Annotated in this window: 17 protein-coding genes; 8 read left to right on the plus strand and 9 right to left on the minus strand. The window is 58.1% G+C overall.

Annotated elements, in window-relative coordinates; translation table 11 throughout:
* Window positions 1–24: 24 nt before the first annotated feature.
* A complete protein-coding gene (locus IGS16_RS11235; RefSeq protein ID WP_297085467.1) occupies window positions 25–942 on the plus strand; it encodes a histone deacetylase in 918 nt (305 codons plus the stop codon).
* On the opposite strand, the gene IGS16_RS11240 is transcribed toward IGS16_RS11235, so the two are convergent.
* Complete coding sequence (locus IGS16_RS11240) at window positions 943–2,427, minus strand: aminobutyraldehyde dehydrogenase (protein ID WP_297085468.1); 1,485 nt, start codon at window positions 2,425–2,427, stop codon at window positions 943–945.
* A 367-nt stretch (window positions 2,428–2,794) separates the two neighbouring features.
* On the opposite strand from IGS16_RS11240, the gene IGS16_RS11245 reads away from it, so the two are divergent.
* Window positions 2,795–5,515, plus strand: coding sequence for a glucosidase (locus IGS16_RS11245; RefSeq protein WP_297085470.1), 2,721 nt, complete (start codon window positions 2,795–2,797; stop codon window positions 5,513–5,515).
* A gap of 117 nt (window positions 5,516–5,632) precedes the next feature.
* Here IGS16_RS11245 and IGS16_RS11250 read toward each other — a convergent pair whose 3' ends face one another.
* The gene (locus IGS16_RS11250; protein WP_297085472.1) at window positions 5,633–6,625 is read right to left on the minus strand and encodes an ABC transporter ATP-binding protein; all 993 of its coding nucleotides are present in this window, start codon (window positions 6,623–6,625) and stop codon (window positions 5,633–5,635) included.
* A gap of 324 nt (window positions 6,626–6,949) precedes the next feature.
* On the opposite strand from IGS16_RS11250, the gene IGS16_RS11255 reads away from it, so the two are divergent.
* Together IGS16_RS11255 and leuB are read left to right on the plus strand one after the other, a co-directional pair.
* Window positions 6,950–8,761: an MASE1 domain-containing protein gene (locus IGS16_RS11255; protein ID WP_297085474.1), complete on the plus strand. Its 1,812-nt coding sequence runs from the start codon at window positions 6,950–6,952 to the stop codon at window positions 8,759–8,761.
* Window positions 8,762–8,861: 100 nt separating this feature from the next.
* A complete protein-coding gene (gene leuB / locus IGS16_RS11260; protein WP_297085475.1) occupies window positions 8,862–9,947 on the plus strand; it encodes a 3-isopropylmalate dehydrogenase in 1,086 nt (361 codons plus the stop codon).
* 134 nt (window positions 9,948–10,081) lie between these two features.
* On the opposite strand, the gene rsmI is transcribed toward leuB, so the two are convergent.
* The 3 genes from rsmI to IGS16_RS11275 all read right to left on the minus strand — a co-directional run bounded on the left by rsmI (window position 10,082) and on the right by IGS16_RS11275 (window position 12,009).
* A complete protein-coding gene (rsmI, locus tag IGS16_RS11265; protein WP_297085477.1) occupies window positions 10,082–10,906 on the minus strand; it encodes a 16S rRNA (cytidine(1402)-2'-O)-methyltransferase in 825 nt (274 codons plus the stop codon).
* A gap of 55 nt (window positions 10,907–10,961) precedes the next feature.
* Window positions 10,962–11,633 (minus strand): glutathione S-transferase family protein, encoded by a 672-nt coding sequence (locus tag IGS16_RS11270; protein ID WP_297085479.1) that lies wholly within the window; start codon window positions 11,631–11,633, stop codon window positions 10,962–10,964.
* Between the two features lie 232 nt (window positions 11,634–11,865).
* Window positions 11,866–12,009 (minus strand): hypothetical protein, encoded by a 144-nt coding sequence (locus IGS16_RS11275; RefSeq protein WP_172355351.1) that lies wholly within the window; start codon window positions 12,007–12,009, stop codon window positions 11,866–11,868.
* 553 nt (window positions 12,010–12,562) lie between these two features.
* Here IGS16_RS11275 and IGS16_RS11280 point away from each other — a divergent pair.
* Window positions 12,563–15,637, plus strand: coding sequence for a HEAT repeat domain-containing protein (locus tag IGS16_RS11280; RefSeq protein WP_297085481.1), 3,075 nt, complete (start codon window positions 12,563–12,565; stop codon window positions 15,635–15,637).
* Between the two features lie 327 nt (window positions 15,638–15,964).
* Complete coding sequence (locus IGS16_RS11285) at window positions 15,965–16,453, plus strand: Crp/Fnr family transcriptional regulator (protein WP_297085483.1); 489 nt, start codon at window positions 15,965–15,967, stop codon at window positions 16,451–16,453.
* Window positions 16,454–16,677: 224 nt separating this feature from the next.
* On the opposite strand, the gene IGS16_RS11290 is transcribed toward IGS16_RS11285, so the two are convergent.
* From IGS16_RS11290 to tmk, 4 genes are all read right to left on the minus strand, one after another.
* Complete coding sequence (locus tag IGS16_RS11290; RefSeq protein ID WP_297085485.1) at window positions 16,678–19,143, minus strand: calcium-binding protein; 2,466 nt, start codon at window positions 19,141–19,143, stop codon at window positions 16,678–16,680.
* A gap of 565 nt (window positions 19,144–19,708) precedes the next feature.
* Window positions 19,709–21,205, minus strand: a complete 1,497-nt coding sequence (locus IGS16_RS11295; protein ID WP_297085487.1) for an MBOAT family protein — start codon at window positions 21,203–21,205, stop codon at window positions 19,709–19,711.
* A gap of 287 nt (window positions 21,206–21,492) precedes the next feature.
* Window positions 21,493–22,497: a DNA polymerase III subunit delta' gene (locus IGS16_RS11300; protein WP_297085489.1), complete on the minus strand. Its 1,005-nt coding sequence runs from the start codon at window positions 22,495–22,497 to the stop codon at window positions 21,493–21,495.
* Window positions 22,482–23,123: a dTMP kinase gene (gene tmk, locus IGS16_RS11305; RefSeq protein WP_297085491.1), complete on the minus strand. Its 642-nt coding sequence runs from the start codon at window positions 23,121–23,123 to the stop codon at window positions 22,482–22,484. Before tmk ends, IGS16_RS11300 begins: the two co-directional genes overlap by 16 nt.
* Window positions 23,124–23,507: 384 nt before the next feature.
* Between tmk and IGS16_RS11310 the strand changes: the two genes are divergently transcribed.
* Both IGS16_RS11310 and IGS16_RS11315 read left to right on the plus strand, forming a co-directional pair.
* Complete coding sequence (locus IGS16_RS11310; RefSeq protein WP_297085493.1) at window positions 23,508–23,876, plus strand: hypothetical protein; 369 nt, start codon at window positions 23,508–23,510, stop codon at window positions 23,874–23,876.
* Window positions 23,877–23,879: 3 nt separating this feature from the next.
* Window positions 23,880–24,545 (plus strand): class I SAM-dependent methyltransferase, encoded by a 666-nt coding sequence (locus tag IGS16_RS11315; RefSeq protein ID WP_297085495.1) that lies wholly within the window; start codon window positions 23,880–23,882, stop codon window positions 24,543–24,545.
* The last annotated feature ends 56 nt before the right edge of the window (window positions 24,546–24,601 follow it).

Raw genomic sequence — 24,601 nt, forward strand, 5'->3', positions numbered from 1 at the left:
TTTATTTTACTCCTTCCCTGCGGCGTGGATTTGCCCCTGGTATACCATTCAGACTATGTTGCGCCCCTGCCCGACAGCCATCGCTTTCCGATGGAAAAGTTCCGGCGGCTTTCGGAGCTTTTGGTCGCAGATGGCGTGGCCCATCCCAGCCAGTTTCACACGCCAGACCTGCCCCCGGTGGACTGGCTGGAGCTGGTGCATACGCCCGATTATGTGCAGCAATACTGCACCGGCACGCTGGATGCGCGGGCACAGCGGCGAATCGGGCTGCCCTGGAGTCCGGCGCTGGCAAACCGCACCTGCATCGCCGTAGGCGGCACGGTGTTAACCGCAAAGCTAGCGCTGGAGTGTGGGCTGGCGTGTAATACAGCGGGCGGCACGCACCACGCCTTTCCCAGCTTTGGGTCGGGGTTTTGCATTTTCAACGACATGGCGATCGCCACTCGCGTCTTGCAACACCTGGGGCTAGTGAAAAAGGTGCTGATCGTCGATCTAGACGTGCATCAGGGCGACGGCACGGCGGTCATTTTTCAGAACGACCCCAGCGTGTTCACCTTTTCCATGCACTGCGAAGTGAACTTTCCTGGCACCAAGCAGCAGAGCGACCTGGACGTGCCGCTGCCGGAGGGCATGGAAGACGACGACTATCTGCGGACGCTGGCGGACTACTTGCCCGATTTGCTGTCGCAGGTGCGCCCCGACTTGGTGTTGTTTGACGCAGGCGTGGATACCCATGTGGGCGATCGCCTCGGCAAGCTAGCCCTGACAGATAGCGGCCTCTATCGCCGCGAAATGCAGGTACTCAGCACTTGCGTCGCTCAGGGATATCCCGTCGCCTGCGTCATCGGCGGCGGCTATGCCAATGATTTCAACGCGCTGGTGTATCGCCACTCGCTGGTGCATCGCGCCGCCAGCGAGGTGTTTCGGCAATATCGGCTGTAATTACGCCTCTCCGAAGGTGGTGAAGTGCCAGCCCTTGCGCTGGTCGCCTGTGATGTCAAACACCACATGCTTGACGATGGTGTATTCCTCCAGCGCGTAGTGCGACATATCTTTGCCAACGCCGCTCTGCTTAAAGCCGCCGTGGGGCATTTCGCTGGCAATGGGCAGGTGGTCGTTAATCCATACGGTTCCGGCTTGCAGCGCCTTAGCCATCCGCATGGCCCGCTGCACGTTCAGCGTCCAGCAGCTTGCAGCCAGTCCATAGGGCGTGTCGTTGGCGAGTTCAATAGCCTCTTCTTCCGTCGAAAAGCGCTTCACCACCGCCACCGGGCCAAAGATTTCCTCACAGACGCAGTTGGCAGTTTGCGGCGGGTCTACGATGATTGTCGGTGGGAAGTAGAAACCCTGGTCGGGCACGTCGCCGCAGGTAATCACCTGAAGGCCCTGCTGCTTGGCCTCTTCAACGTAGCCCTTCACCTTGTTCAACTGGGCCTGGCTGGAGAGGGGGCCGATGTCCGTGCCTTCGGCAAAGGGGTCGCCGACTTTTACCTGCTTCGACAGTTCCGTAAACCGCGCCAGGAATGCGTCGAAGACTGACTCGTGGACATACATCCGGGTGGCGGCGGTGCAGTCTTGCCCGGAGTTAACGTAGGCTCCGACGACTGCGCCGTGGGCGGCGGCTTCGATGTCGGCATCGTCAAATACGACAAACGGCGCTTTGCCGCCGAGTTCTAGGGTGACGCGCTTGATCATAGGGCTGGCCAGTTCCGCGATGCGCTTGCCGGTGCGGGTGCTGCCCGTAAAGCTGATCATGCCGATATCGGGGTGGGTGCAGATGGCTTCGCCGACCTCTACGCCGCCTGTGACGATGTTGATCAGTCCGGCGGGCAGTCCCGCTTCCAGGGCGATTTTAGCCAGTTCAATGGTCGTCGTGGGCGTGTTGGGGGCGGGCTTGAGGACGATCGCATTGCCAGCGGCGATCGCCGGAGCAATTTTCCACACCGCCATCATCAGCGGATAGTTCCACGGGGTGATCGCGCCTACCACGCCGATCGGCTCCCGCCGCAGCAGACTGGTGTAGCCGCCGACGTATTCCCCAGCGGCCGCGCCCTCTTGCCGCCGCACCACTGACGCAAAGTAGCGAATATTGTCAATTGAGAAGGGAATATCGCCGTTAATCGTCAGCTTCAGCGCCTTACCTGCATTTTTGCTTTCCAGGTGGGAGAGTTCTTCGCTTTTGGCTTCCAGCAGGTCGGCAAATTTCATCATGGCGGCACAGCGCTCGCCGTAGGACAGCGCGGCCCAACCGGGTTGGGCGGCTTTCGCCGCTGCCACGGCCCGGTCTACGTCTGCGGCGGTGCCCATCGCCACGGTTGCAAAAGCTTCGCCCGTGGCGGGGTCAATCAAGTCCTGGCTGCCGCTGTTGACCAGCTCATTGCCAATCACCATCGGGTAGTGGATTAACTTTTCTGTCGTAGAAACCATAAAAACCTCGGTTCGGGGTAAGAATCCCACAAGCTTGTCAATTGCGTTGCGTTGGCCATCTTGCGCGAACGGGACGGGGCGCGATCGCCCCATTGGTCGAGCGATCGCCCCATTGAATCCTTCCGCCAGCTTTGCCAATCTGTCCTGCCAATCTGTACAGATAAACGATCGCGACTCGCGGCGGAGTCTAGCTGTATACCACCCTAATATTTGTGGGCAAAAGTGGGGGGCGAACGTCATATTTTTTGAGACGTTGACTCTACCCCAGCGCAGTTCCTTTGCTTGTGTTCTCTGAAGCAGGCTCCTGATTTCGTCCCGCGATAGAATGCGCTGGCATCTTTGAACGTACAGGAGCCGATCAAGCGGTATGGCAGCCAATCCTTCAAAAGCTGAGGCCCAGCGGCTCGACGCTGCAAACGCAAAAACCGCTGCCTGGAAAAAATGGGGCCCCTATCTCAGCGAGCGGCAGTGGGGCACCGTCCGCGAAGACTACAGCCAGACGGGCGATGCCTGGGGCTATTTCAGCCACGACCAGGCGCGATCGCGGGCCTATCGCTGGGGCGAAGACGGGCTAGGCGGCATTTCTGACGATCGGCAGCAGGTTTGCTTTGGGCTGGCGCTGTGGAACGGGCAGGATGCGATTCTGAAAGAGCGGCTGTTTGGGCTAACCAACAGCGAGGGCAACCACGGCGAAGACGTGAAGGAGTATTACTTCTACCTGGACAGCACGCCGACGCATTCCTACATGAAGTTTCTCTACAAATATCCGCAGGCGGCGTTCCCCTACATGGATTTGGTGGAGACCAATCGCCACCGCAGCCGCCTGGAGATGGAATATGAGCTAATTGACACAGGCATATTTGATGAGCAGCGCTACTTTGACGTGTTTGTGGAATACGCTAAGGCGACCCCAGAGGAACTGCTGATCAAAATCACAGTCCACAATCGCGGGCCCGAAGCCGCCACGCTGCACGTTTTGCCGACGCTGTGGTTTCGCAATACCTGGGATTGGTTTCCCGAACCGCCACCCAAGCCCCAGATTCATCAGGTGAACGAGCAGGCGATCGCCGCTCTGCATCCAGACCTGGGAACGCGCTACCTGTATGGCGATCGCCCCGTTCCTGCCCTGTTTACGGAAAACGAAACCAACCGAGAGCGCGTGTTTGGTTTGCCCAACGCCTCGCCCTATGTCAAAGATGCGTTTCATCGCTATGTAATCAACGGCGAAGCGGATGCTGTGAACCCTGAAAAAACAGGCACTAAATCTGCATTCCACTACGTTCTCAAAATTCCAGCCGGAGGCGCGGAGGTGATCCGGCTGAAACTGGGCGATCGCCCGCCAGAGTCAGCATCACTCGAATTTGGCTCCGCGTTTGACGAACTTGTGCAAACTCGCATCACCGAAGCAGACGAGTTCTATGCCGAGATCATTCCCGAATTTATGTCGGACGATCAGCAAAACGTCATGCGGCAGGCGTTCGCGGGGATGCTCTGGACAAAGCAGTATTACTATTACCCCGTGCGGGCCTGGCTGCATGACGAAATCTTGCCGCCCGACTGCAAAACGCGGATTCCCTTGCGGAACCATGAGTGGTTTCATCTGGAGAGCGCTGATATCTTATCCATGCCCGACAAATGGGAATATCCGTGGTTTGCCGCGTGGGATCTGGCGTTCCATACGCTGGTGCTGGCAGCGGTGGATATGGCGTTTGCCAAAGACCAACTGCGCTTGATGACCCATCAGGTTTATCTGCATCCCAATGGGCAAATTCCCGCCTACGAGTGGAACTTTAGCGACGTGAATCCGCCCGTCCACTGCACAGCGACCTGGCAGGTGTATCTAATCGACAAGGCACGGAACCACGGCAAGGGCGATCGCCCGTTTTTGGAAGGCATGTTCCACAAACTGCTGATGAACTTTACCTGGTGGGTCAACCGCAAAGATTCCTCCGGCAACAACGTCTTCGAGGGCGGCTTTTTGGGGCTGGACAATATCGGCGTGTTTGACCGCAGCGCCCCCCTGCCCACGGGCGGCACGCTAGAACAAGCCGACGGCACGGGCTGGATGGCCATGTTTTGCCTAGATATGCTGTCGATCGCCCTGGAACTGTCCACCGAAAACCAGGTTTATGAAGAACTGGCCTGCAAATTTTACGAGCATTTCATGTACATTGCCGGGTCGATGGATCGCATCGGGCAAAACGACGATGAGCTATGGGACGAAGATGACGGCTTCTATTACGACCTGCTGCGGTTTCCCAACGGCTACGCCACGCGCCTCAAAGTGAGATCGATGGTGGGCCTCATTCCGCTGTTTGCCTCGTCTGTTTTTGATGAAGGCATTCTCAAAAAGCTGCCCGTGTTTGCGGCTCACGTCGCCCGGTTTACCCAGGAATATGCCAAGCATTTGGACAATCTCAGCGATCCGCGCAAACTCGGCGTTGCAGGTCGTCACCTACTGTCTCCCGTGAGCGAGGACAAGCTCCGCCGCATTTTGCAGAGAATGCTAGATGAATCGGAGTTTCTCAGCAACTATGGCATCCGCGCCCTGTCTCGCTATCACAAAGACCACCCCTATATCTTCAACGTGGGCAGCACGCCCTATCGCGTGGACTACGAGCCAGCAGAGTCTTCGACAAACCTGTTTGGCGGCAACTCCAACTGGCGCGGGCCCATCTGGATGCCCGTCAACTCCCTGATTAGCCAGTCGCTCCGCAAGATGTACGCCTACTATGGAGACGATTTCAAGGCCGAGTGCCCTGCTGGATCGGGCAACTGGCTGACGCTATGGGACATTGCCAACGAAATCGACCTGCGCCTCAGCCGCATTTTTCTACGCAACGAGCAGGGAGAGCGCCCGGTCTACGGCGAGACTTCGATATTTCAGAATGATCCGCACTGGCGCGACCTGATCTTGTTTTATGAATACTTTCACGGCGATAACGGCGCGGGCATCGGCGCAAGCCACCAGACGGGTTGGACGGGTGTGGTTGCTCGACTGATGACGATGCCCTCGACCAAGAATCCCCAGGAAGTGCTGGAACACGGTTTCTTGACCGTGACGCTGGATAAGGAGGGCGTTGCCTGACCCCAGCAGGATGCCTTAGGTCGATTTTCGATTTTGGATTTTCGATTCTGGATTGGCGGTCAAGCGTTGGCAAGGCTCCCAGCCATTTCGTTCATCAACCCTCTGGGAGGTGTGATACTACTGCTTGAGCTGAGTTGGCTCGCCGCTGGGATTGCGCTGGCTCACCTGCTCGACAAAAAACTCTTCGAGCGATCGCCGCGCCAGGTTCATCCCCACCAACTGCCCGCGCATTAGCTCCAGACTGGCGATAAAGTCCTGTGGGTGTCCGTGCAAATGCCCCTGCCACAGTCCCTCTTTGAATTCCAGGTCGGGAATCCACTGCTGCAAAACGTTGGGCGTGCTGCCGCTGACTTTGACGAAATAGCGGTCGGCAGTGCCCAGCAGCTCTGTCAGCGTGCCGATGGCAATGAGTTCGCCCTGACACAGGATGGCAATGCGATCGCACACCTTTTCCACATCCGACAGGACGTGGCTATTGAAAAAAATCGTCTTACCCTGGTCTTTGAGCAGTTGAATAATCTCGCGGATCTGATAGCGGCCGAGCGGGTCAAGTCCCGACATCGGCTCATCTAAAAACACCACTTCGGGATTGTTAATCAGCGCTTGGGCCATGCCGACGCGCTGCAACATGCCCTTGGAATATTGCCGGAGCTGCTTTTTCTCCGCAGCAGCCCGCGACAGACCCACTAGGTCAATCAGTTCGGGAATACGCTTGCGCTGCACGTCGGCAGGAATCTGGAACAGCCCGGCGGCATATTGCAAAAACTCGCGCCCGGTCAGGTAGTCATAGAGGTAAGGATTTTCGGGCAGATAGCCGACCCGCTGCTTGACAGCGCGATCGCCCAGGGGTCTACCCAGCAGCAGCCCGCGCCCCGCCGTGGGTCGGATAATCCCCAGCAAAATTTTCAGCAGCGTCGTTTTGCCTGCGCCATTTTGCCCCAGCAGCCCGAAGGTTTCCCCTTCGTAGATTTGCAGCGAACAGTCTTTGAGGGTTGGGACTTTTTGGTTGAGCCAGAAGCCCGTGCGATAGACCTTGCGGAGATGGGAAGTCAGCACGACCGCAGGGCGATCGCTAGGACTAGACAAGTCAGCAGGAAGAGACGAATCCATCGGAATAGCTGAGGGGACGGCATCTGTAAGAAGCTGTACTCAATCTTAGACCAGGACGGAGGTCGTGGACTCTCCCGGATATCTCCCAAAAAATGCAGAAAACCGGGGCAGTTTTGCAAACATCTTGCGAAAAAGCTTGTAGCTCTGGCAGATTTAAATCCAACCTTAGGGTATTGTGCAAGCATCAGCACTGTTGTTAGCGCCAACATAGCAGTAGCTGGCGATCGCCCAGGTCTTTTTTTAGCTTTGCGGATGATCTTGCGATTAGCCTGCGGCTGGCTGAGTTTGACCACACGCCCCAACGCTTACCTTCTATAAAAATCTGTGACCCTTCCCGCCCGATCGGTGATTTCCCCCCGCCCTCTCCGATTCGCACAGCCCGGCCTCGCCTATGTTTGGAAACAGGGCGCTGTTGCTGTTGCATACTACGCTGCGGCTCAGTTTTCAATTGCCTACGCCACACTGCCCGACGCCGCCTCCACGCCCGTCTGGTTTGCAGGCGGCATTGCGGTGGGGGCGATGCTCGCCTACGGAGTCGAACTCTGGCTTGGCATCTTTGCCAGCATTCTGGTGCTGGAGTTTATCTTCTTTAAGGGTTGGGAAAGCACCAACAGCCTAATGCTGGCGATCGCCGTCACCTTCATCGCCACGCTGGGCAAAGTTATTGCGGCAGTGTGGAGCGATCGCCTCACCCAATCTCGCTCCCCGCTAGACTCGCCGGCCGATGTCGTGCGGTTTATCCTGGCGGCGTTCCTCAGCCATCTGCCGATTGGGATGATCTGCGCGGCGCTGGTTTGCAATTTTGGCAAAGCGCCCTGGGCCGCCTATCGCCAGATCTTTATCACCTGGTGGCTGAGCGATGCCTTTGGGATCGTGCTGGTGGCCCCGCTGCTGCTGGCCTGGAGCAGCACGCGATCGCTCGATTTGTTCCAGTTTCGCAACGCCATTCGGCAGCACTGGCTAGAGGCAGCCGTCATGGTGGTGCTGGTGATTGGCATCAGCGAAGTGGCGCTGGTGGACAAATACCCAGTGGAGTATCTGCTGATTCCGGTGATTGTGTGGGCGGCGTTTCGGTTTCGGTCGCCAGGGGCCACGCTGATGATGGTGTTGCTGTCTCTGCTGGCGGTGGTTAGCACAGCGAAGGGCCTGGGTTCCTTTACCCGCAGCTCAATGAACGAGTCGCTGCTGCTGCTTCAGTCGTGCATCGCGGCAATCGCCCTGACGACGCTGCTTCTGTGCGCCGTGCTGTACCAAAACGACCAGTCTAAACAAGCGCTGCGAGACGCAAATCATAGCCTGGAAGACCGGGTACAGCAGCGCACAGCAGAACTGGCCCAAGCCAACGCGGCAATTGTGGATTTGAACGAGCGACTCAAGCAAGAAAACCTGCGAATGGCGGCCGAACTGGACGTGGTGCGCCAGATTCAGGACATGATCCTGCCCACGCCAGAAGATTTGAGCGCAATTCAAACGCTGGACGTGTCAGCCTTTACTGATCTGACCGATGAAGACAGCACCGACTATTTCGACGTGGTGGAAACGGACGGTATTGTCACCCTCAGCGTTGGCATTGTGGGCGGGCGCGGTCTGGAAAGTGGCGTGCTGATGCTGATGGTGCAGACGGCCGTGCGGACGCTGGCCGAATTGCGCGATCGCAGTTCGGTGCGCTTTTTGCAAACGCTGAACCGGACGCTGTATAAGAACATCGAGCGCCTCAGCGCTCAACAGCAACTGACCCTGGCCGTGCTGAATTATCTCAACGGCAGCCTCAGCGTCAGCGGGCAGCATGAGGATCTTGTGGTGGTAAGGGCTTCGGGGCGCGTCGAGCGGGTCAGCATGACCGACCTGATTCTGCCGCTGGGGCTGGAGTTTGACATCACCGCCTTCACCAAACGCGCCTCCGTTGAACTGCAACCGGGCGATGGCATCGTGCTATATACCAGCAGCCTGCCCAGCGCCCTGGATGAAAATGGCGTAATGTATGGTCTCGATCGCCTCTATCGCGTCGTGGGTCAGCATTGGACCCAGCCAGCCAGCGCTGTCCACCGAGCCGTCATTCAGGACGTGCGCCAGCACATGGGGCAGGAAAACGTGCTGGATAATCTGTCGCTGCTGGTCTTGAAGCGCCGCCTGTAGGTCATTGCAGGGCCGCTGAGCGGTAAAATAGGCGATCGCTGTGCGTCTCCACCCAACGCCCAGACTGAATCCCTAATCTCTAACCCCAGACTCCCGAACTATGACCCAGACCTACCGCATCACCCTCCTCCCTGGCGACGGCATCGGCCCCGAAATCATTGCGGTGGCGGTCGATTTGCTCAAAAAAGTGGGGCAACAGCTTGACCTCCGCTTCGAGTTTCAGGAGGCGCTGCTGGGTGGGGCAGCCATCGACGCAACGGGAAGTCCCCTCCCCGCTGACACGCTGGAACTCTGCAAAAACAGCGATGCCGTGCTGCTGGCGGCGATTGGCGGCTATCAATGGGACACGCTGCCCAACGACCAGCGGCCGGAACGCGGCCTGCTGGGGCTGCGGGCAGGGCTGGAACTGTTTGCCAACCTGCGCCCCGCTAGCATTTTGCCGCAACTGGTCGATGCCTCCAGCCTCAAGCGCGAGGTGGTGGACGGCGTGGACATTATGGTGGTGCGAGAGCTAACGGGCGGCATTTACTTTGGGCAGCCGCGGGGCATCTTTACCAGCGAAACGGGTGAACGGCGCGGCGTAAACACGATGGTCTACACCGAGTCGGAAGTAGAGCGAATTGGGCGCGTCGCCTTTGAAGCTGCCCGCAAGCGCCGCAAAAGGCTCTGCTCCGTAGATAAATCCAATGTGCTGGAAGTTTCGCAACTGTGGCGCGACACGATCACGAAGCTGGCGGCCGACTATCCCGACGTAGAGCTAACCCATATGTACGTGGACAATGCGGCTATGCAGCTTTTGCGAAATCCCAAGCAGTTCGACACGATCGTTACGGGCAACCTGTTTGGCGATATTCTCTCCGACGCGGCGGCTATGCTGACGGGCAGTATCGGCATGTTGCCGTCTGCCAGCCTTGGCTCCTCGGGCCCCGGCCTGTTTGAACCCGTCCACGGCTCTGCCCCGGATATCGCAGGGCAGGACAAGGCCAATCCCCTGGCGCAGGTACTGAGCGCGGCGATGATGCTGCGTTATGGGCTGAACGAGCCGGAGGCGGGCGATCGCCTCGAACGGGCCGTCCTCAAAGTCCTCGACCAGGGCTACCGCACGGGCGATATTATGTCCGACGGCATGACTCTGGTGGGCTGCAAGGCGATGGGCGAGGCGCTGCTGGCGGCGCTGGAAGACTAGCAGGTTGCCCTCATCCCCCAACCCCTTTTCCCAAGTCGCAAGCAGGGAAGTAAGGGGAAGGCTTGAAGTCCCTCTCTCGCTCTGGGAGAGGGATTAAGGGTGAGGGGAATCAGCAACGTTGCACATCCCGTTGCTTAATCCGGCAGCGTTAGGGCCAACTGGTAGAGGTCGCGGCGGGGGAGTTGGGTTTGCTGGGCAAGCTGGCGGCTGGCCTGAGAGCGGGAGAGTCCCTGCTGTATCAGAGCAGCGAGTTCGGCTTTGAGGGCGGCTTCCGACAAAACGACGGGGGCGGCTATGCTGCCGGCCAACAGGACGGTGTATTCGCCCTGGGGGTCGCGGGTTTCGTGGTGGGCGATCGCCTCCTGCACCGTGCCGCGCCAAAATTCTTCGTGCAGTTTGGTCAGTTCCCGCGCCAGCACAATAGGGCGATCGCCGCCAAAGGTTTCCGAAAAATCCGCCAGGGTTTGCCGCAGGCGGTGGGGCGACTCGTAAAATACCAGCGTTCGTGATTCGGACTGGAGCGCATCGAGGCGATCGCGCCGCTCTTTGCCCTTGGCGGGGAGAAATCCTTCAAACACAAACCGATCGGTGGGCAGTCCGGCGGCGCTGAGGGCCGTCACCACGGCGCTGGCTCCCGGAATTGGCACCACGGGAATCCCTGCCTCGACGCAGGCTGCCACCAATTCATAGCCCGGATCGGAAATTCCTGGCATTCCGGCATCGCTGACCAGCGCAATGGACTGTCCCTGCTTTAGGCGGGCAAGCAGTTCCGGCAGGCGACTGGTGCGGTTGTGGTCGTGATAGCTGATCTGCAGCGTGGTGATCTGAAAATGCTGGAGTAGCTTGCCCGTGTGGCGCGTGTCCTCAGCGGCGATCGCCTCCACCTCCCGCAAAATCCGCACTGCCCGAAAGGTCATGTCTTCCAGATTACCGATGGGCGTAGCAACGACGTAGAGCATTTTAGAAATTTCAAAGGCAATCTGGGTCAGCGACTCGCACTTGGCTAGCTTAAATTTAAGCCAACCCCGGCGGCAGGGGTTCTCCACAGCGCTGATGCACAGCGGCGATTTTCTCAAATAGCCAGGGATGGGCCGCCCGATAGTGGGGCAGCAGGGCCAGCGGGCTGAGCAGGGCGGCGGCGGCGAGGTCGGCGGCGGTGAGCTGGGTTCCCACCAGATATTCGCGGTCTTTCCAGTGCTGCTGGAGGTAGGTGAGCGCGTCGGCAAGGCGATCGCCCGCCAGCTTGACCCGCGCCGCGTTCATGCCATATTGTCGGCGCACGATGGCAATCACGGCCTGGCTCATCAGCGACGGATCGATGGCCTTGCCCTCGCCAGCGCGATAGTCGTAGTAAACAAAGCGCGTAGCAACACCAACGCTCTCGTCGAGCCAGTCTTCAAGCTGCTTCACCTGGCTGCGCTGAACCGGATCGGCAGGATAGAGGGGCGGGTCGGGCTGGTGCTGGTCGAGAAATTCAAAAATGTGGCTAGAGTCGGCGATCGCCCCCGGCTGCCCCTCTAGCGCTGGCAGCAGCACAGGCACGGTGGTAGTCCCCGTCAGCGGCTTTAGCTTCAGCGCGTGCAGCCCCGGGGTCAGATTTTCCACCGTGAATGGCAGTTGCTTATAGCCCAGCGCCAGCCGAGCTTTGCGGCAATAGTGGGAGGTGCTGAATTGCAGCAGGTGCATGGGTCTTGACCAATAAAAATCCACGGCAGAGGCCTCTCTCAGCATACGCGCATTGGAATACCCGTATTGCCAGAATTCCAGAGGGGCGATCGCCGTGGATAGCTGATCGAGATGAAACGTCAGGTGAATGAAGCTAGAACACGAGAATGCACTGAGTTAGCCAATACCAGCGATAGGCAGACAAGCGATGAGTAGACGGTGAATGCGAAATGGCAGGCTAACTCCCAACAAACTACGGCGTGGTCGTTGGCGAAGGAGCGGGCGACTCAGTGCCAGCAGGCGATTCGGTGCCAGCAGGCTCACTGCCACCACCGCAAGCGCCCAGCATGGCTGCCAAACCCAGCGTGCAGACCAAAGCAACTAGCTTCTTGTACATTCGTAGCTCCTCATTCGTAGGGGTTTAAGTGTGTAGAAAAACATCCGAGCGGCTCGGAAGCAAAGCACTGCCTGCGTTTCAGACAGTCGGCACTTTACCACAGGTGAATGAACAAAAACGAACCAAATCAGTTCTATCAGATCCCATGAATAATGTGTCTCAGCCAACAATCAGAGGTTTTAATCGGTCGCAGGGTGTAACTTTGGGTTGCCCCATCACTAGAAAATTTCAGGTTGTGTTTTGCTGGATCGGTTCCAGCCCGTTTTGGGAACGCTGAAGGCAGTCCCTAGGAACCGAGTGACCCATGTTCAAATTCTGCTTCAAGCTTTTGCTGTCTGGCCAGCCAGACTCCAGCAAACAAGCTTCAGAAAATGGGGAAAACGGCTCCAGACCTTCCCAGCTTGCGTAAGATGTAAGGCAGATACAGCGTTTTTGAAGCTAGTGAGGCACACGGATGGTCAATAAGCCCTTGCCTCGTGAGGGCAGCATGTGCCTCACCCCGCAAGAAAATGCTGTATCAGGCATCGCTTCTTTCACAAGTTCCCTGGGCATCATGGCACGGACGGGTGGATCATCGCGCACAACCTCAGCAAAGAAATCCCGGCTTCCCGCCGGACGGACGCTGCTGCAATGGCTCAATCTGCGGCCAGAGGAAAGCGAGCGCACCTTTTTGATGTTTGCCTTTTACACTGCCACGTCGATTGGCGTGCTGTGGCTAGAGGTCAGCATTGCTGCCCTATTTTTGGATGAATATGGTGCAAACTCGCTGCCCTGGATCTATATCGTCAGTGCAGGCATCGGCACGGTTCTGGGCTTCTTTTACTCGCTGTTGCAAAAGTTTCTGCCCCTGCGCCAAGTAATTGTAGTCATCGCGGTGCTGATGGCGCTGCCGCTGCCGCTGTTTCGGCTGGGGCTGGCGATGCCCCTGATGATGGGCTACAGCGTGTTTCTGATGCGGCTCTGGATGGAGGCGATTTATGTCCTCAATGAGCTGACGACCTCGATCACTGCCAACCAGTTGTTCAACATTCGCGAAATCAAGCGGGCCTATCCCATGATTAGCAGCGGCGTGCTGCTGGCGGATGTGCTGAGTGGGCTGTCGCTGCCATTGCTGCGATCGCTCGTCGGGCTAAATAACGTGGTGTTGCTAGCGGGAGTCATGCTGATGATCGGGGCAGGCATTCTCTATCGCCTCAGCCGTTCCTACAGCCAGTTTTTCCCTGATTCGCCCCGGCGACTGCTGCAAGAGCGCCAGCCCGACTTCACCACGCGCCGACTGCGGCGACCGCTCCAGCGGTATGTGATTCTGCTGGTGGCATTTTTTGTGATGGCGCAGGTGCTATGGCTACTGCTGGATTTTCAATATCTGGCGCAGCTAGAGCGACGGGTGAGCGGCGAGCAGCTTGCCGACTTTTTGGCCTTTTTCAGCGCGATTTTGGGGACGTTTGAGCTACTCGTGCAGTGGTTTGTCTCCAGTCGGGCGATCGAGCGGCTGGGCGTATTTGTGGTGACGATGGCCCTGCCTGCACTGATCTTCATCATCAGCCTGGTATCGATGATGGGCTGGCTGAGTCTGTTTATCGGCATGGTGATTTTGAAATTTGCCGATGAACTGCTGCGCTATACCGTGCTGGCCAGTACCGGCCCAATTCTGTTTCAGCCTGTGCCGGATAACGTTCGCAGCCGTGTGCAGTCCATTGTGCGGGGCATTGCCGAGCCGTTTTCCTCTGGGCTGACGGGCGTGGGCATGTTGATGACGCTGTGGCTGTGTCAGCGCATTTTTAACGGCAGCGACGCGGCTGCGCTGCAAGATGCCGAAAGCCTGGTGTTCATGTTCCAGATTATGCTGTGCGGGGCGCTGTGGTTTGTGACGGTGTGGCTGCTGCGATCGCGCTACGTTGATCTACTTGTGATCAGTGCCGACCGGGGCGAACTCAGCCTGTCAGATGTAGATCTGCGGACGTTTAAGCGGGCGGTGATCGATGCGCTGGGCAAAGGAACCGATGCCGACAAGCAATCCTGCATTGAGCTACTAGCCCACATTGATCCCAAGGGCGTGGGCGAGGTACTGGCTCCGATGCTGTCCGATTTTTCGCCCGCGCTCCAGCGCCAGAGCCTGCTGGTGATGACGGAAAATCCCAATCCGCTGTTTTTGCCGCTGGTGCGATCGCTCATTGAACAACCGCTACCACCCGATGTGCTTTCCATCGCCCTGCGCTATATCTGGCTGACCGACCCCGACCCAGATATCGAGCGGCTACGCCCCTACCTCAACCCGTCCGCCGATCCCGAAGTGCGCGGCACGGCAGCATCCCTGATGTTGCGGCGGGGCACGCCCGAACAGCGAGCCGAAGCCACCGACACGCTGCGGCGAATGCTGACCCACAAGCGCGAACGAGAACGGGTAATGGGCTGTCGGGCGCTGGGCGAGGCGCTGTACCTGCAAGCCTTGCGAATCTACATCGAGCCGCTGCTGCGGGATGAGTCGCTGCGGGTGCGCTGTGCCCTGCTAGAGGCGATCGCCGCCACCCGCACCGAGGAATATTACCCCTCGCTGCTGCGGGCCCTGCAATTCAAATCGACCCGCGAAGCCGCGATGCAGGCGCTGACTCGCCTGGGCGACGACGCGATTCCCCTGCTAGTAACCCTGGGCAAAGATACCTACAAACCCGAAATCATTCGCACTTGCGCCTGGAAAACGCTGGGGCGCATTGGCACCCCCGACGCGGTTCGCGCTCTGGTTCGCAACCTGGAAACCGCCTGGGGGCCCAGCCGCCGAACGATTCTACGAACCCTGCTAAAAATTCCCAATGAAGTTGGCATTGATGCAGTCGCCGACGAATTGGGGCGGAGCGGCGTAGAGGAACTGATCAACCTGGAGCTAATGCTGATTGGGCAGGTCTATGCTTGTCTACTGGATTTGCCGCCAGAGCGGGTGCCGGGGCAAGCCGCCGACCTGCTGCGCCGCGCCCTCAGCGATTTGCAAGACGATGCCCGACAGCGTCTCTTCCTACTAATGCGGCTGCTGTATCCCTCCAGCGCCATTCAAGCCGCCGCGTTTAACCTGCAATCCCATTCTTCGGAAAGCGTGGCGCGGGGGCTAGAAATCCTAGATAACACGCTCGATATCCAGAGCAAGCGGGCGCTGCTAAGCATTCTCGATAGCCGCCCCGATCTGGAAAAGCTGGAAAGCCTGGATGAGTTTGTAGACTATCAACCCCTGTCGCCGAGCGATCGCCTCCGACACCTGCTCGATCTGCGGCATTTTCTGTCCGACTGGGGATTGGCTTGCAGCGTCCACGTGGCCCGCGAACAGCGGTGGAGCCTCATGCCCGCTCAGATTATTGCCTGTTTGCACCATCCTACAGGGTTTGTGCGGGAGGCGGCAGTGGCTTACTTAGAAGTGGCATCGCCGCGCACCCTGCGGGAATTGCTGCCCATGCTCAGTCGTGACCCCAATCGACTCGTCGCTGCCCAAGTCGAGCAATTGTTGCAGAAGTACAGTGCTGCTTCAACTCACAACGGCAACGGCAAGATCCTCGCCCATCCTGCAAAACCGCCCGACCCGCCGCCGCGTTTCAACCCACCCCGCCCGCCAGATTTGCCGATGGGCTGGGAGCCAACGTGATCCCTTTTTTTCAGGCAGACTTCATTCGTAAACTCAGCGAGTTCAGCGAACTCAGCGAGTGCAACATCGGTTCAATGCGATTCGATAGACGTTCACATCGATCTTCCTTCAATGGACAACTCCGCCGGGAAGCACTCCGGCTGGTGTCGGCTGTAAATTTTCCTTTCGGTCGTGATTCAGCGAAATTTCTGGACAAAAGATGAATAGAATTCTCTGCATGGGCAACCTACGGATGGAACAGACAACACGCAGCAGCCCACCCACAGAGTATAGGGCATTTCCGAATGGATGCTAGGTGGTTTGGGTTGATGCAGGGTTTAAGTTGGTATGCTGACAAGCGTTGATCGCCTCCTGTTTGTGCGCGGGGTCCCCATTTTCAAAGAACTGCGGGACGACTTTTTGGTGCGCCTGGCTTCCATTATGGATGAGCAGGAATTTCCGCCGCAGCATACTATTGTCAGCCAGGGGCAGGAAGGGCGATCGCTCTACATTCTGGTCAAAGGCAGCGTTCGCGTTCACCTGGCTGATCGGGAAATTACTCGACTCGAAAAGGGCGCGTGCTTTGGGGAAATGTCGGTGTTTGACGCGGAGCCGCGCTCTGCCTCTGTCACTACGATTGACCGCTGCGAGTGTCTGACGCTGACCCAGCAGCAGCTCTATGAGGCGATCGAAGAAACCCCCAGCATTGCCGTCAACATTATTCGCCTCCTGTCGCGCCGCATCCGAGAACAAAATAAAAAAATCGACGAATTCCAGAATGGCAGCGGAAATCGTCGCCTGCCAACCGCGATTTATCAACGGTTGACAGGCGTATGAGACGCGACCCATGATGGCCCCATGATTCTGGGGCGGAAGTTCTGCCCCCGGCTTGTAGTGCAGGCTTTGTTTGTAGTGCAGGCTTTAGCCTGCTTCTGAGGGGCTAGCCGTGAATAGGGCGACTGAAGTCGCCACTACAAACGTCCGTGAATAGGGCGACTGAAGTCGCTACAAACGGCTAGCTTATTTCAGCAGCCTTGCATTAGACCGACGTTAAATGACCGTCAGATTACAAAGTTCAGCGTGCTGAGGCTGTTGATCGACGTGTTGTTGAGCTGGGCGATCGCCACGAAATCCTTGCCTTCGCCCGCACCGTCTGAGTCGATTAGCACCTGGGTTGCAGTGCCTGCTTGTGCCAGCTTGACAAACTCCCGCAGCCGCTGGAACGGTGTACCGCTGCCGCCAAACGCAGGCTGTCTGAAAATGCCCCGCAGGTCAATCACATCCAGTTGGCTAAAGCCCAGAATCGTGTCGATGCCTTCGTTGAGGCTATTGAACACGTACATATTCTTGCCGCCGCCGCCCGCCAGCGTGTCGTTTCCTAGCCCGCCAATCAGCACGTCGTCGCCGGCCTGCCCAAACAGGCGATCGTCGCCTACGCCGCCTACAAGCTGGTCGCCGTCATTGCCGCCGCGCAGCACATCATTTCCTGCGCCCCCGCTGACTAAATCGTTGCCGCCCAGGGCCTTGACGGTATCGTTGCCGCCACGAGCCAGAATGCGATCGCTCTTGTTGGTTCCCTTGAGGCGATCGGCGCGGTTGGTCCCATTGATCCGCTGCGGCCGCCTGCCCAGTTGGAACAGGACGGGCGTGCCCAAGTTGCCATTTGGCGCAGGGGGAATATCCTCAGGTTGAGGGAATCTCAAGTCGTCGAAAGACATTTGCCAGGTTTCGAAGGCGGCCTGGGCCAGCGGGTTGCCCGCCAAGTCGGTGATGTCGTTGACATCCAGCGTCAGTTGATAGCGGCCTGTTCGACCCGTTGAAAACTGTAGCCCGCGCAGGGTAAAGGTCTGATTGTCGATGGTGGATAGGGTTGCGGCCACCAGCGGGGCGATCGCCCCATCCCGGCTCAGCAGTAGGTCAGACAGGTCAAAATTGCGGATGACTTCACTAAACCGAATCGTGATGGTATCCACCGCAATGCCAGGGCGGGGATCGGGCGTAACATCAACAATATCGGCCGTGGGTGCGGTTTTATCAATGGTGTAGCGGGGCGTTCCAGTAAACGGAGCCAGCAGCACGCCATCATCCGCATCTTTAATCGTCTTGTCGTTTAGCACCCTCAGCCCCAGCGTGCCGCTGCCTGTGCCGGTGCTGACGGCAACGGTGAATGTATTGCCACCGCCCGTCACGCTGGTAATGGACGCATTGGCGATCGCCCCCGTCGTCACCAGTTCAAAGTCCGTGGGATCGACTCCCGTGACGGATTTGCTGAAGGTGACGGTGAACGAGACACTGCTAGCATTGGTCAGCGCGGGTGGGGCGATCGCCACCGACAGCACCTCCGGCGGCACGCGAAAGACCACGCCACTGTTGCCGTAAATGTTATTGGTGCTGGGGTTGCTGCTGGAGCGATTGCCCCGTGCAAACAGGCCCGACGCGGTAATCGTGGGTAGTGTACTGGGCATGTTGGCATTGTTGCCGTTGGGGTTCGTCGTCCGATCCAGCGCAAAAATTGCGCCCCCCAGCCCGCTGCCGTTGCCGCCGGGCCCGGTGCCGCCCTGAGCGAGGTTATCCAAAAACAGGCTATCGGTAATCGTGAGCGAGCCAGAGCGAATAAAAATTGCGCCGCCAAAGCCTGCGCCACCGCCGCCGCCGCCGCCAAAGCCGCCGCCGCCGCCAAAGCCGCCTGCGCTATTCAACGAACCGCCGCCGCCCGCCCCGCCGCCAAAGCCGCCCGCGCCGCCCTGACTGCTGTTGTTGCCGCCTGCCGGAGAAGCCGCGCCGCCGCCGCCGCCAAAGCCGCCGTTGCCGCCGTTGCCGCCGTTGTTGGTGGTGGAGCCGCCGCCGCCGCCGCCACCCGCGCCAAAGCCGCCATTGGCCCCTGAGCCGCCGCCCCCGCCCGTCAAGCCTGCGCTGTCGCCGCCGCGGCCGCCGCTGGCGCTACTGAGGGAACCGCTGGCTCCGGTGCTGGGGCCACCTTCACCGCCCGCGCCGTCTGAACCACCGTTGCCACCGGGGCCGCCAAAGCCGCCGCCGCCCCCCGCGCCACCGGCCGCCGACGCAATGCCGCCCGCGCCCCCCATGCCACCCCCGCCGCGCCCTGCGCCCGTCAGCCCGTTGCCGCCGATCGCTTGGTTATTGCTAAAGGTGACATTGTTGACTGTGACATTGCCGTCATAAATCAGCAGTGCGCCGCCCAGTCCTGCGCCGCCGCCGCCCCCATCGCCGCCCTGGGCCCGGCCATTCGTCAGTGTTAAGTTTTCCAGCGTTATCTGACCGCTTTCGATGAAGAAAATGCGGACATCGCCTTCATCGTTAATGCCGTTGCCATTGGCATCGCCGCTAAGCGTAATGCCCTCGCCGATGCCTCGAATCGTCAGGCTGACATCTTCTCGAATAAAAGGCAGGGCGTTGGTTAAAACAATGTTTTGCGTAATTCTGATTTCGTCTGCCTGGCCGTTGGAATTGGTGGAGTTAATGGCGGCAAGCAGTTTCTCAAAGGTATCTACGTTATCAATAACAGCCATGACTACTCTTAATTCCCAAAAATGAGTTGACGTGGAAGGGGTGAGAAAATTGCAGATATGGGTAGATACCGTCGATGCTCTAAGTCCGTCAATCAGGGTCAAATAATTGCCCACACGCACTTTTTAATAAGGCGTTTGTGAGCCTTAATAAGGCGTTTATGAGGCTTTTCCAAGATTTATCCATGAGAAATAAGCCCTCTATCTCGAAGATGGATGGGGCTATCTCATTTCAAGTGTTCAGCGCTGGATTTTCGTCAGAAACTAACGCCGAGAAAGGCGTTCGCCACTCGAAAACGAGCGGATCTTAAAAATTAGAATTGGCAGGAGTCATCAACAGGGAGAAACCTTTACACGTTCTGATCTGTGAAGCATTTTCTTACGTCTAAGCGTAAGCCGAAGCGCTCAACAGATTTACCGAGGCACTGCCAATTCATACCCTCTAGAATCGCAGGGGCGATCGCCCTTTTTCTAGCGGAAACCCCTAGCTTTTACAAAGCCTTTAGATTTTTGAGAAAAAGTATGCGGCTTTTGACTTTTCTCAAAAACTATCCGGATTTTCTAAACGTTAAAAATCGAAATAAATGTAAGGCGGGCTTTCGTTGGGAGCCAGCAGCCAGGCCGCAAATAGGCAGAGGGGAACCAGCAATAGCTTGACGGGCCAGTTGAGCTGCAACTTGAGCCAGCGGTTGACGGCATACACCAGCGTCATACCGCCGAAGAGGGCCAGCAGCAGGAGTGAGAGATGGAGGCGATCGCTCTGAAACGTCTCAATATAAATCTTTTGGGCAAACTGCACGTCGGCGGGGTGGCCCCAGAGCCGCTGCACCACCAGCAGCGAATCTTGCAGGTTGGGCAGCCGGAAAAAGATCCAGGCAAACAATACCGAAAACTGCGTCAGTCCCCAGCCCAGCAGCGTTCCTGGTACACTCTTCCAACCTGCCCTCAGCCAACCCCACCGCTCGCTCAGTGCGTCCGCTAGGCGATGCACCACCAAGAACAGCCCGTGCAGCGCTCCCCAGACGATGAAGCCCCAGCCTGCGTCGTGCCAGAGTCCGGCGATAATCATCACCACCATTAGGTTGAGGCAGGTTCGCACCAATCCCTGGCGGGAACCCCCCAGCGGAAAATACAGATAGTTGCGGAGCCAGTCGCCCAGCGTCATGTGCCAGCGTCGCCAAAAGTCCGCAATGCTGGCGCTGAAGTAGGGGAAGTTGAAATTTTGCGGCAAGGTGATGCCCAGCAGCGCAGAAAGGCCCCGCGCCACATCGACATAGCCGCTGAAGTCGAAATAAAGCTGGAACCCGTAGGCGGCGATCGCCAGCCACAGGTCGCCACTGCCCGCCCGCGCTACGTTGTCGAAGCTGAGATTGACCAGCGTGGCCAGATGGTCGGCAATCAGCAGCTTTTTCACTGCGCCACAGGCAATGAGCCACAGACCCTCGGCGACTTGGGGCGTGGTCAGCGATGGCTGGGCTTGAAACTGCGCTGCTAGTGGGTGAAACCGGGTAATCGGGCCCGACAGCAGCTTGGGAAAATATAGCTTGTAGGCTGAAAACTTGAGCCAGTCGAAGGTAGCAGGCGCACCGCGATACACGTCCACCAGGTAAGCAATGCACTCAAAGCAAAAGTAGCTGATGCCCAGCGGCGCGATGAGGGTTTGCCCAAGGGTGGCCGCCCCCGTCGTTAGCGCAGGCAGCTTGAGCCAGTTGCCCAACACCGCCCCAAAAAATGGAATGTACTTGAACCCCAGCAGCAGCAGCACATTCAGCCCAATGCCAATAATCAGCAGCCGCAGCCGCCGACGGTTCCAGTCATGCTGGGCAAACTGCCAGTTTTCGTTCTCGATCCGCCAGTCGATGGGCGCACTCAGCCCGATGCCGATGCGATAGGTCATGATCATCATCACCAGCAGCAGCGGCACGTATTGAAATTGCAGCGAGCTATAGAACACCAGGCTGGCGGCTAGCAGCACCCACAGCTTGAGCGATCGCCCTGGCGCTGACCAATACAGCCCCAGCACGCTGAGGAAAAACAGCCCAAAGAGAATCGAGAGCAAAGTCATGGCGGCGGGATTCGTTTCAAGGGGCAGATTTCGAGTTACCAACCGAAACTGGGCAGAAGGGGATGCTGAGTCGGGACTCTAAATTTAAGACACTAATTTGGAACACTTAACTCTATCTCAGGTTTGCAGAATTCAGACGCAGTTTTTGAACAAGCGCCCCTACATCTAGCGTGTGTTTTCTCTAGTGCTATGTCATAGCTAGGACTTAGGTTGGTAGTCAGTGCTTTAGCGCTGAAGCGCTGACTACGAGCCAAGGCATCACCCTAAAGCTAAACCATGACACTGCACTAGGGTGGGGATTCAGCAGCCGCGATTTCCATCAGCGTCACTTCCCACACCAAGCGCGGCTGCACGTAGCCCAGCAGGTGACGACGAGCCGTTTCCAAACGTTCCAGGTGGATGGCGGGCTGCTGCGATCGCCAGTAGGCTTGCTGCACGTAGTCCACCAGCCAAAGCTGGGCTTCCAAATCCAGGTTTTGGTCGATGCTGCGGGCAAGTTCTAGCGCGGCACGGATCGTCGTTGGAACTTGGAGTGCGGTTTGCAATAAGTCAGGCGGCACGGTCTGGAGTTGCTGCCACTGGGCGATCGCCTCGCCGGGGCTGCCCTGGGCCAGCGCCAGCAGGTCCGGATGCTGCAAAATCTCATCGTGCCCCAGGTGTTGCAAAACGGTGGCTAAATCGTCGGCGCTGAGGCGGCGAAAGGGAATCCGCTGGCAGCGCGAGACCAGCGTGGGCAGGAGCGACTCCACGCTGGGCGCAATCAGGATCAGCGTCGCGCGGCCGGGTTCTTCCAGGGTTTTCAACAGGGCATTGGCGGCGGCTTCGGCCATGGTGTGGGCATCGTCCACTACAACGACGGCGCGGGGCGCTTCCAGCGGCGGACGACCAAGGAAGGTCGCGATCTCCCGAATTTGCTCCAGGCGAATCTGTGGGGGCGATCGCCGCTTGATGCCCTGTTCTGCCGCCTCGGCCGCCGACAGCCGCTTGCCCTGGTGCAGATAGGTCGGCTCTATCCAGAGAAAATCGGGATGGTTGCGCTGGGCGATGCGCTGCTGGCGGACGGCTGAAAATGGCTCCTGGGGATGACGCGCCAGCAGTCGCTCGGCAAAGCCTAGTGCCGCCAAGCTGCGCCCCACGCCCGCTGGCCCAGCAAACAGATAGCCCGGTGCAATGCGATCGCGCTGGAGGGCGCTTTGCAATAGCTCGACGGCCTGCGGCTGGCCGACGAGATTTGCAAATGCCCTGGTTGTATTACTAGTTGGATCAACGGAACCCGTTAGGGGCTGCACCATTGGGCGATCGCCTCTTGCAAAATCTGCTGTACGTCCTGAAACACCTCGTCGGCGCTGCGGTTTGCGTCTACCCGCCGAATTCGCTGGGGGTGCGCCGCCGCCAAGTCGCAAAATCCCTGTCGCACCCGCTGATGAAATTCCACCTGGTTTTGTTCCATGCGGTCGGCGCTGCCCCGCCGCTGGGCCCGGCCGAGGCCCGTGGTCACGTCTACATCTAGCCACAGCGTTAGGTCTGGCTCTAGCCCACCTGTCGCAATCTGGTTAAGCTGATGAATCAGCGCCAGATCGAGTCCGCGCCCATAGCCCTGATATGCCACGGTGGAATCGGTAAAGCGATCGCATAGCACTAGCGCCCCCCGCTGCAACGCCGGCCGCAAAAAGCCCTCCACATGCTGCGCCCGATCGGCCGCAAACAGCAGCAATTCTGCCCGATCCTGCGTTGGCTCTGCCAAATCGGGATGCAACAGCAGTTTCCGAATCTGCTGCCCCAGTTCTGTACCTCCTGGCTCTCGCGTTTTTACAACCGTAAAGGAACTGCCATCAAACTGGTTCATGAGCCAATCGTGCGATCGCCCCAGTTGCGTCGTTTTGCCGCTGCCTTCGCCTCCTTCAAATACGATGAGCATCCCTTTGTTAGGCAGAGGAGAGGGCTGTAGTTTCAGCAAATCGAGTAAATTTTGCATTGATCAAGGGATACTTTTCAGCCGAAACTGGGCGACGGAGCAACAGCGCTCAAATCAGAGACAAAAAATTGCTGAATTCTGTACAGCAGAACCGTTTTATTCAAAAAAGGGCATGGTAGAATGCGCCAATAATTCGCTATGTTAATTTCTTTATCAACAGCCGCCGCACTCGGCACAGTCTGCCGCTCACTGCGTCTCGCTTTAGGGCATCGCGTTCTGGATTGTCCGGCAAAGTGTAACGCTCTGCAAGCCCCGCTAGGCGACTACCCTCGCTGTCGTTTGACAGTTGGCTGAATGAGTTTGCTATCATTTTTTAATTGCACTTGCGTGTCCGAGGTTACTATGGCTCGCTATACCCAGTTGTTCACGATTGCAACGCCGCTCGATCGCTTTCGACATTTGCTGGAGGACGTGCTCCAATCCTGCAACTGTGCGGTGATCTACGACGGTGAGGACTACATGGTAGCCCGCGAGAAACCCGGTGGCGTTACCTATGCCCAACTCGTCACGGTGGAAGTGCTGATCGATAAAACGGCGATCGCCTCCCCTGAGGACGAAGTCCGCATGAATGTGGTGGTCAAAAACGAAGAACTGCCGCTCAAAAGCGATAATCACTGCTGGCGGATGTTTAGCCTAGTAAACCGGGCTGTTGCCGAGAATAATCACTGGAATCTGCTGAGCAGCACGGCGGGGTAAGGTTTGGCAACGATCCTGCGAGATCTGAGCTATCGCCATCAGTGGCTCTACGACAGCATTTCCCGTCTGGCGGCCGTGGCAGTGGGCGGCGAGGCCCGATTTCGGCAGCTTGCGCTGGCGGGGCTATCTTTTGACAAAAACACGCAGGTTCTCGATCTCTGCTGTGGCAGCGGGCAGACGACTCGATTTCTCGTGGAGCGATTTCCGCAGTCCGCTGATGAGCACGCTCTGCCGGTCACTGGGCTGGATGCGTCTCCGCTGTCCATTCGCCGCGCCCAGCAGAATGTTCCCAAGGCAACCTTTGTAGAGGCCTGGGCAGAAGATATGCCCTTTCCCGATGATCAGTTTGACCTCGTTCACACCAGCGCTGCCCTGCACGAAATGCAGCCCGACCAGCTTCGGCAAATTCTCAAAGAATGCTATCGCGTGCTAAAACCCAGCGGCATTTTTGCAGCCATTGATGTGCATAAGCCAACGAATCCGCTCTATATGCCGGGTCTAGCCGTCTTTTTCTGGCTATTTGAAACCGAAACCGCCTGGCAATTCATTCAAACCGATCTGCCCCAACTGCTGTCAAAGTCGGGCTTCCAGACGGTCACTCAGACACTCCATGCAGGTGGGAGTTTGCAGGTTTTGCGGGGCGTGAAGCACGGAGGCGGTTCCGAATAAGAACGAAGAACGAAAAACGAAAAACGAAGAACGAAAAACGAAGAACGAAAAACGAA

This window comes from Thermoleptolyngbya sp. C42_A2020_037 (genome assembly GCF_015272455.1).
Taxonomy (GTDB): Bacteria; Cyanobacteriota; Cyanobacteriia; order Elainellales; family Elainellaceae; genus Thermoleptolyngbya.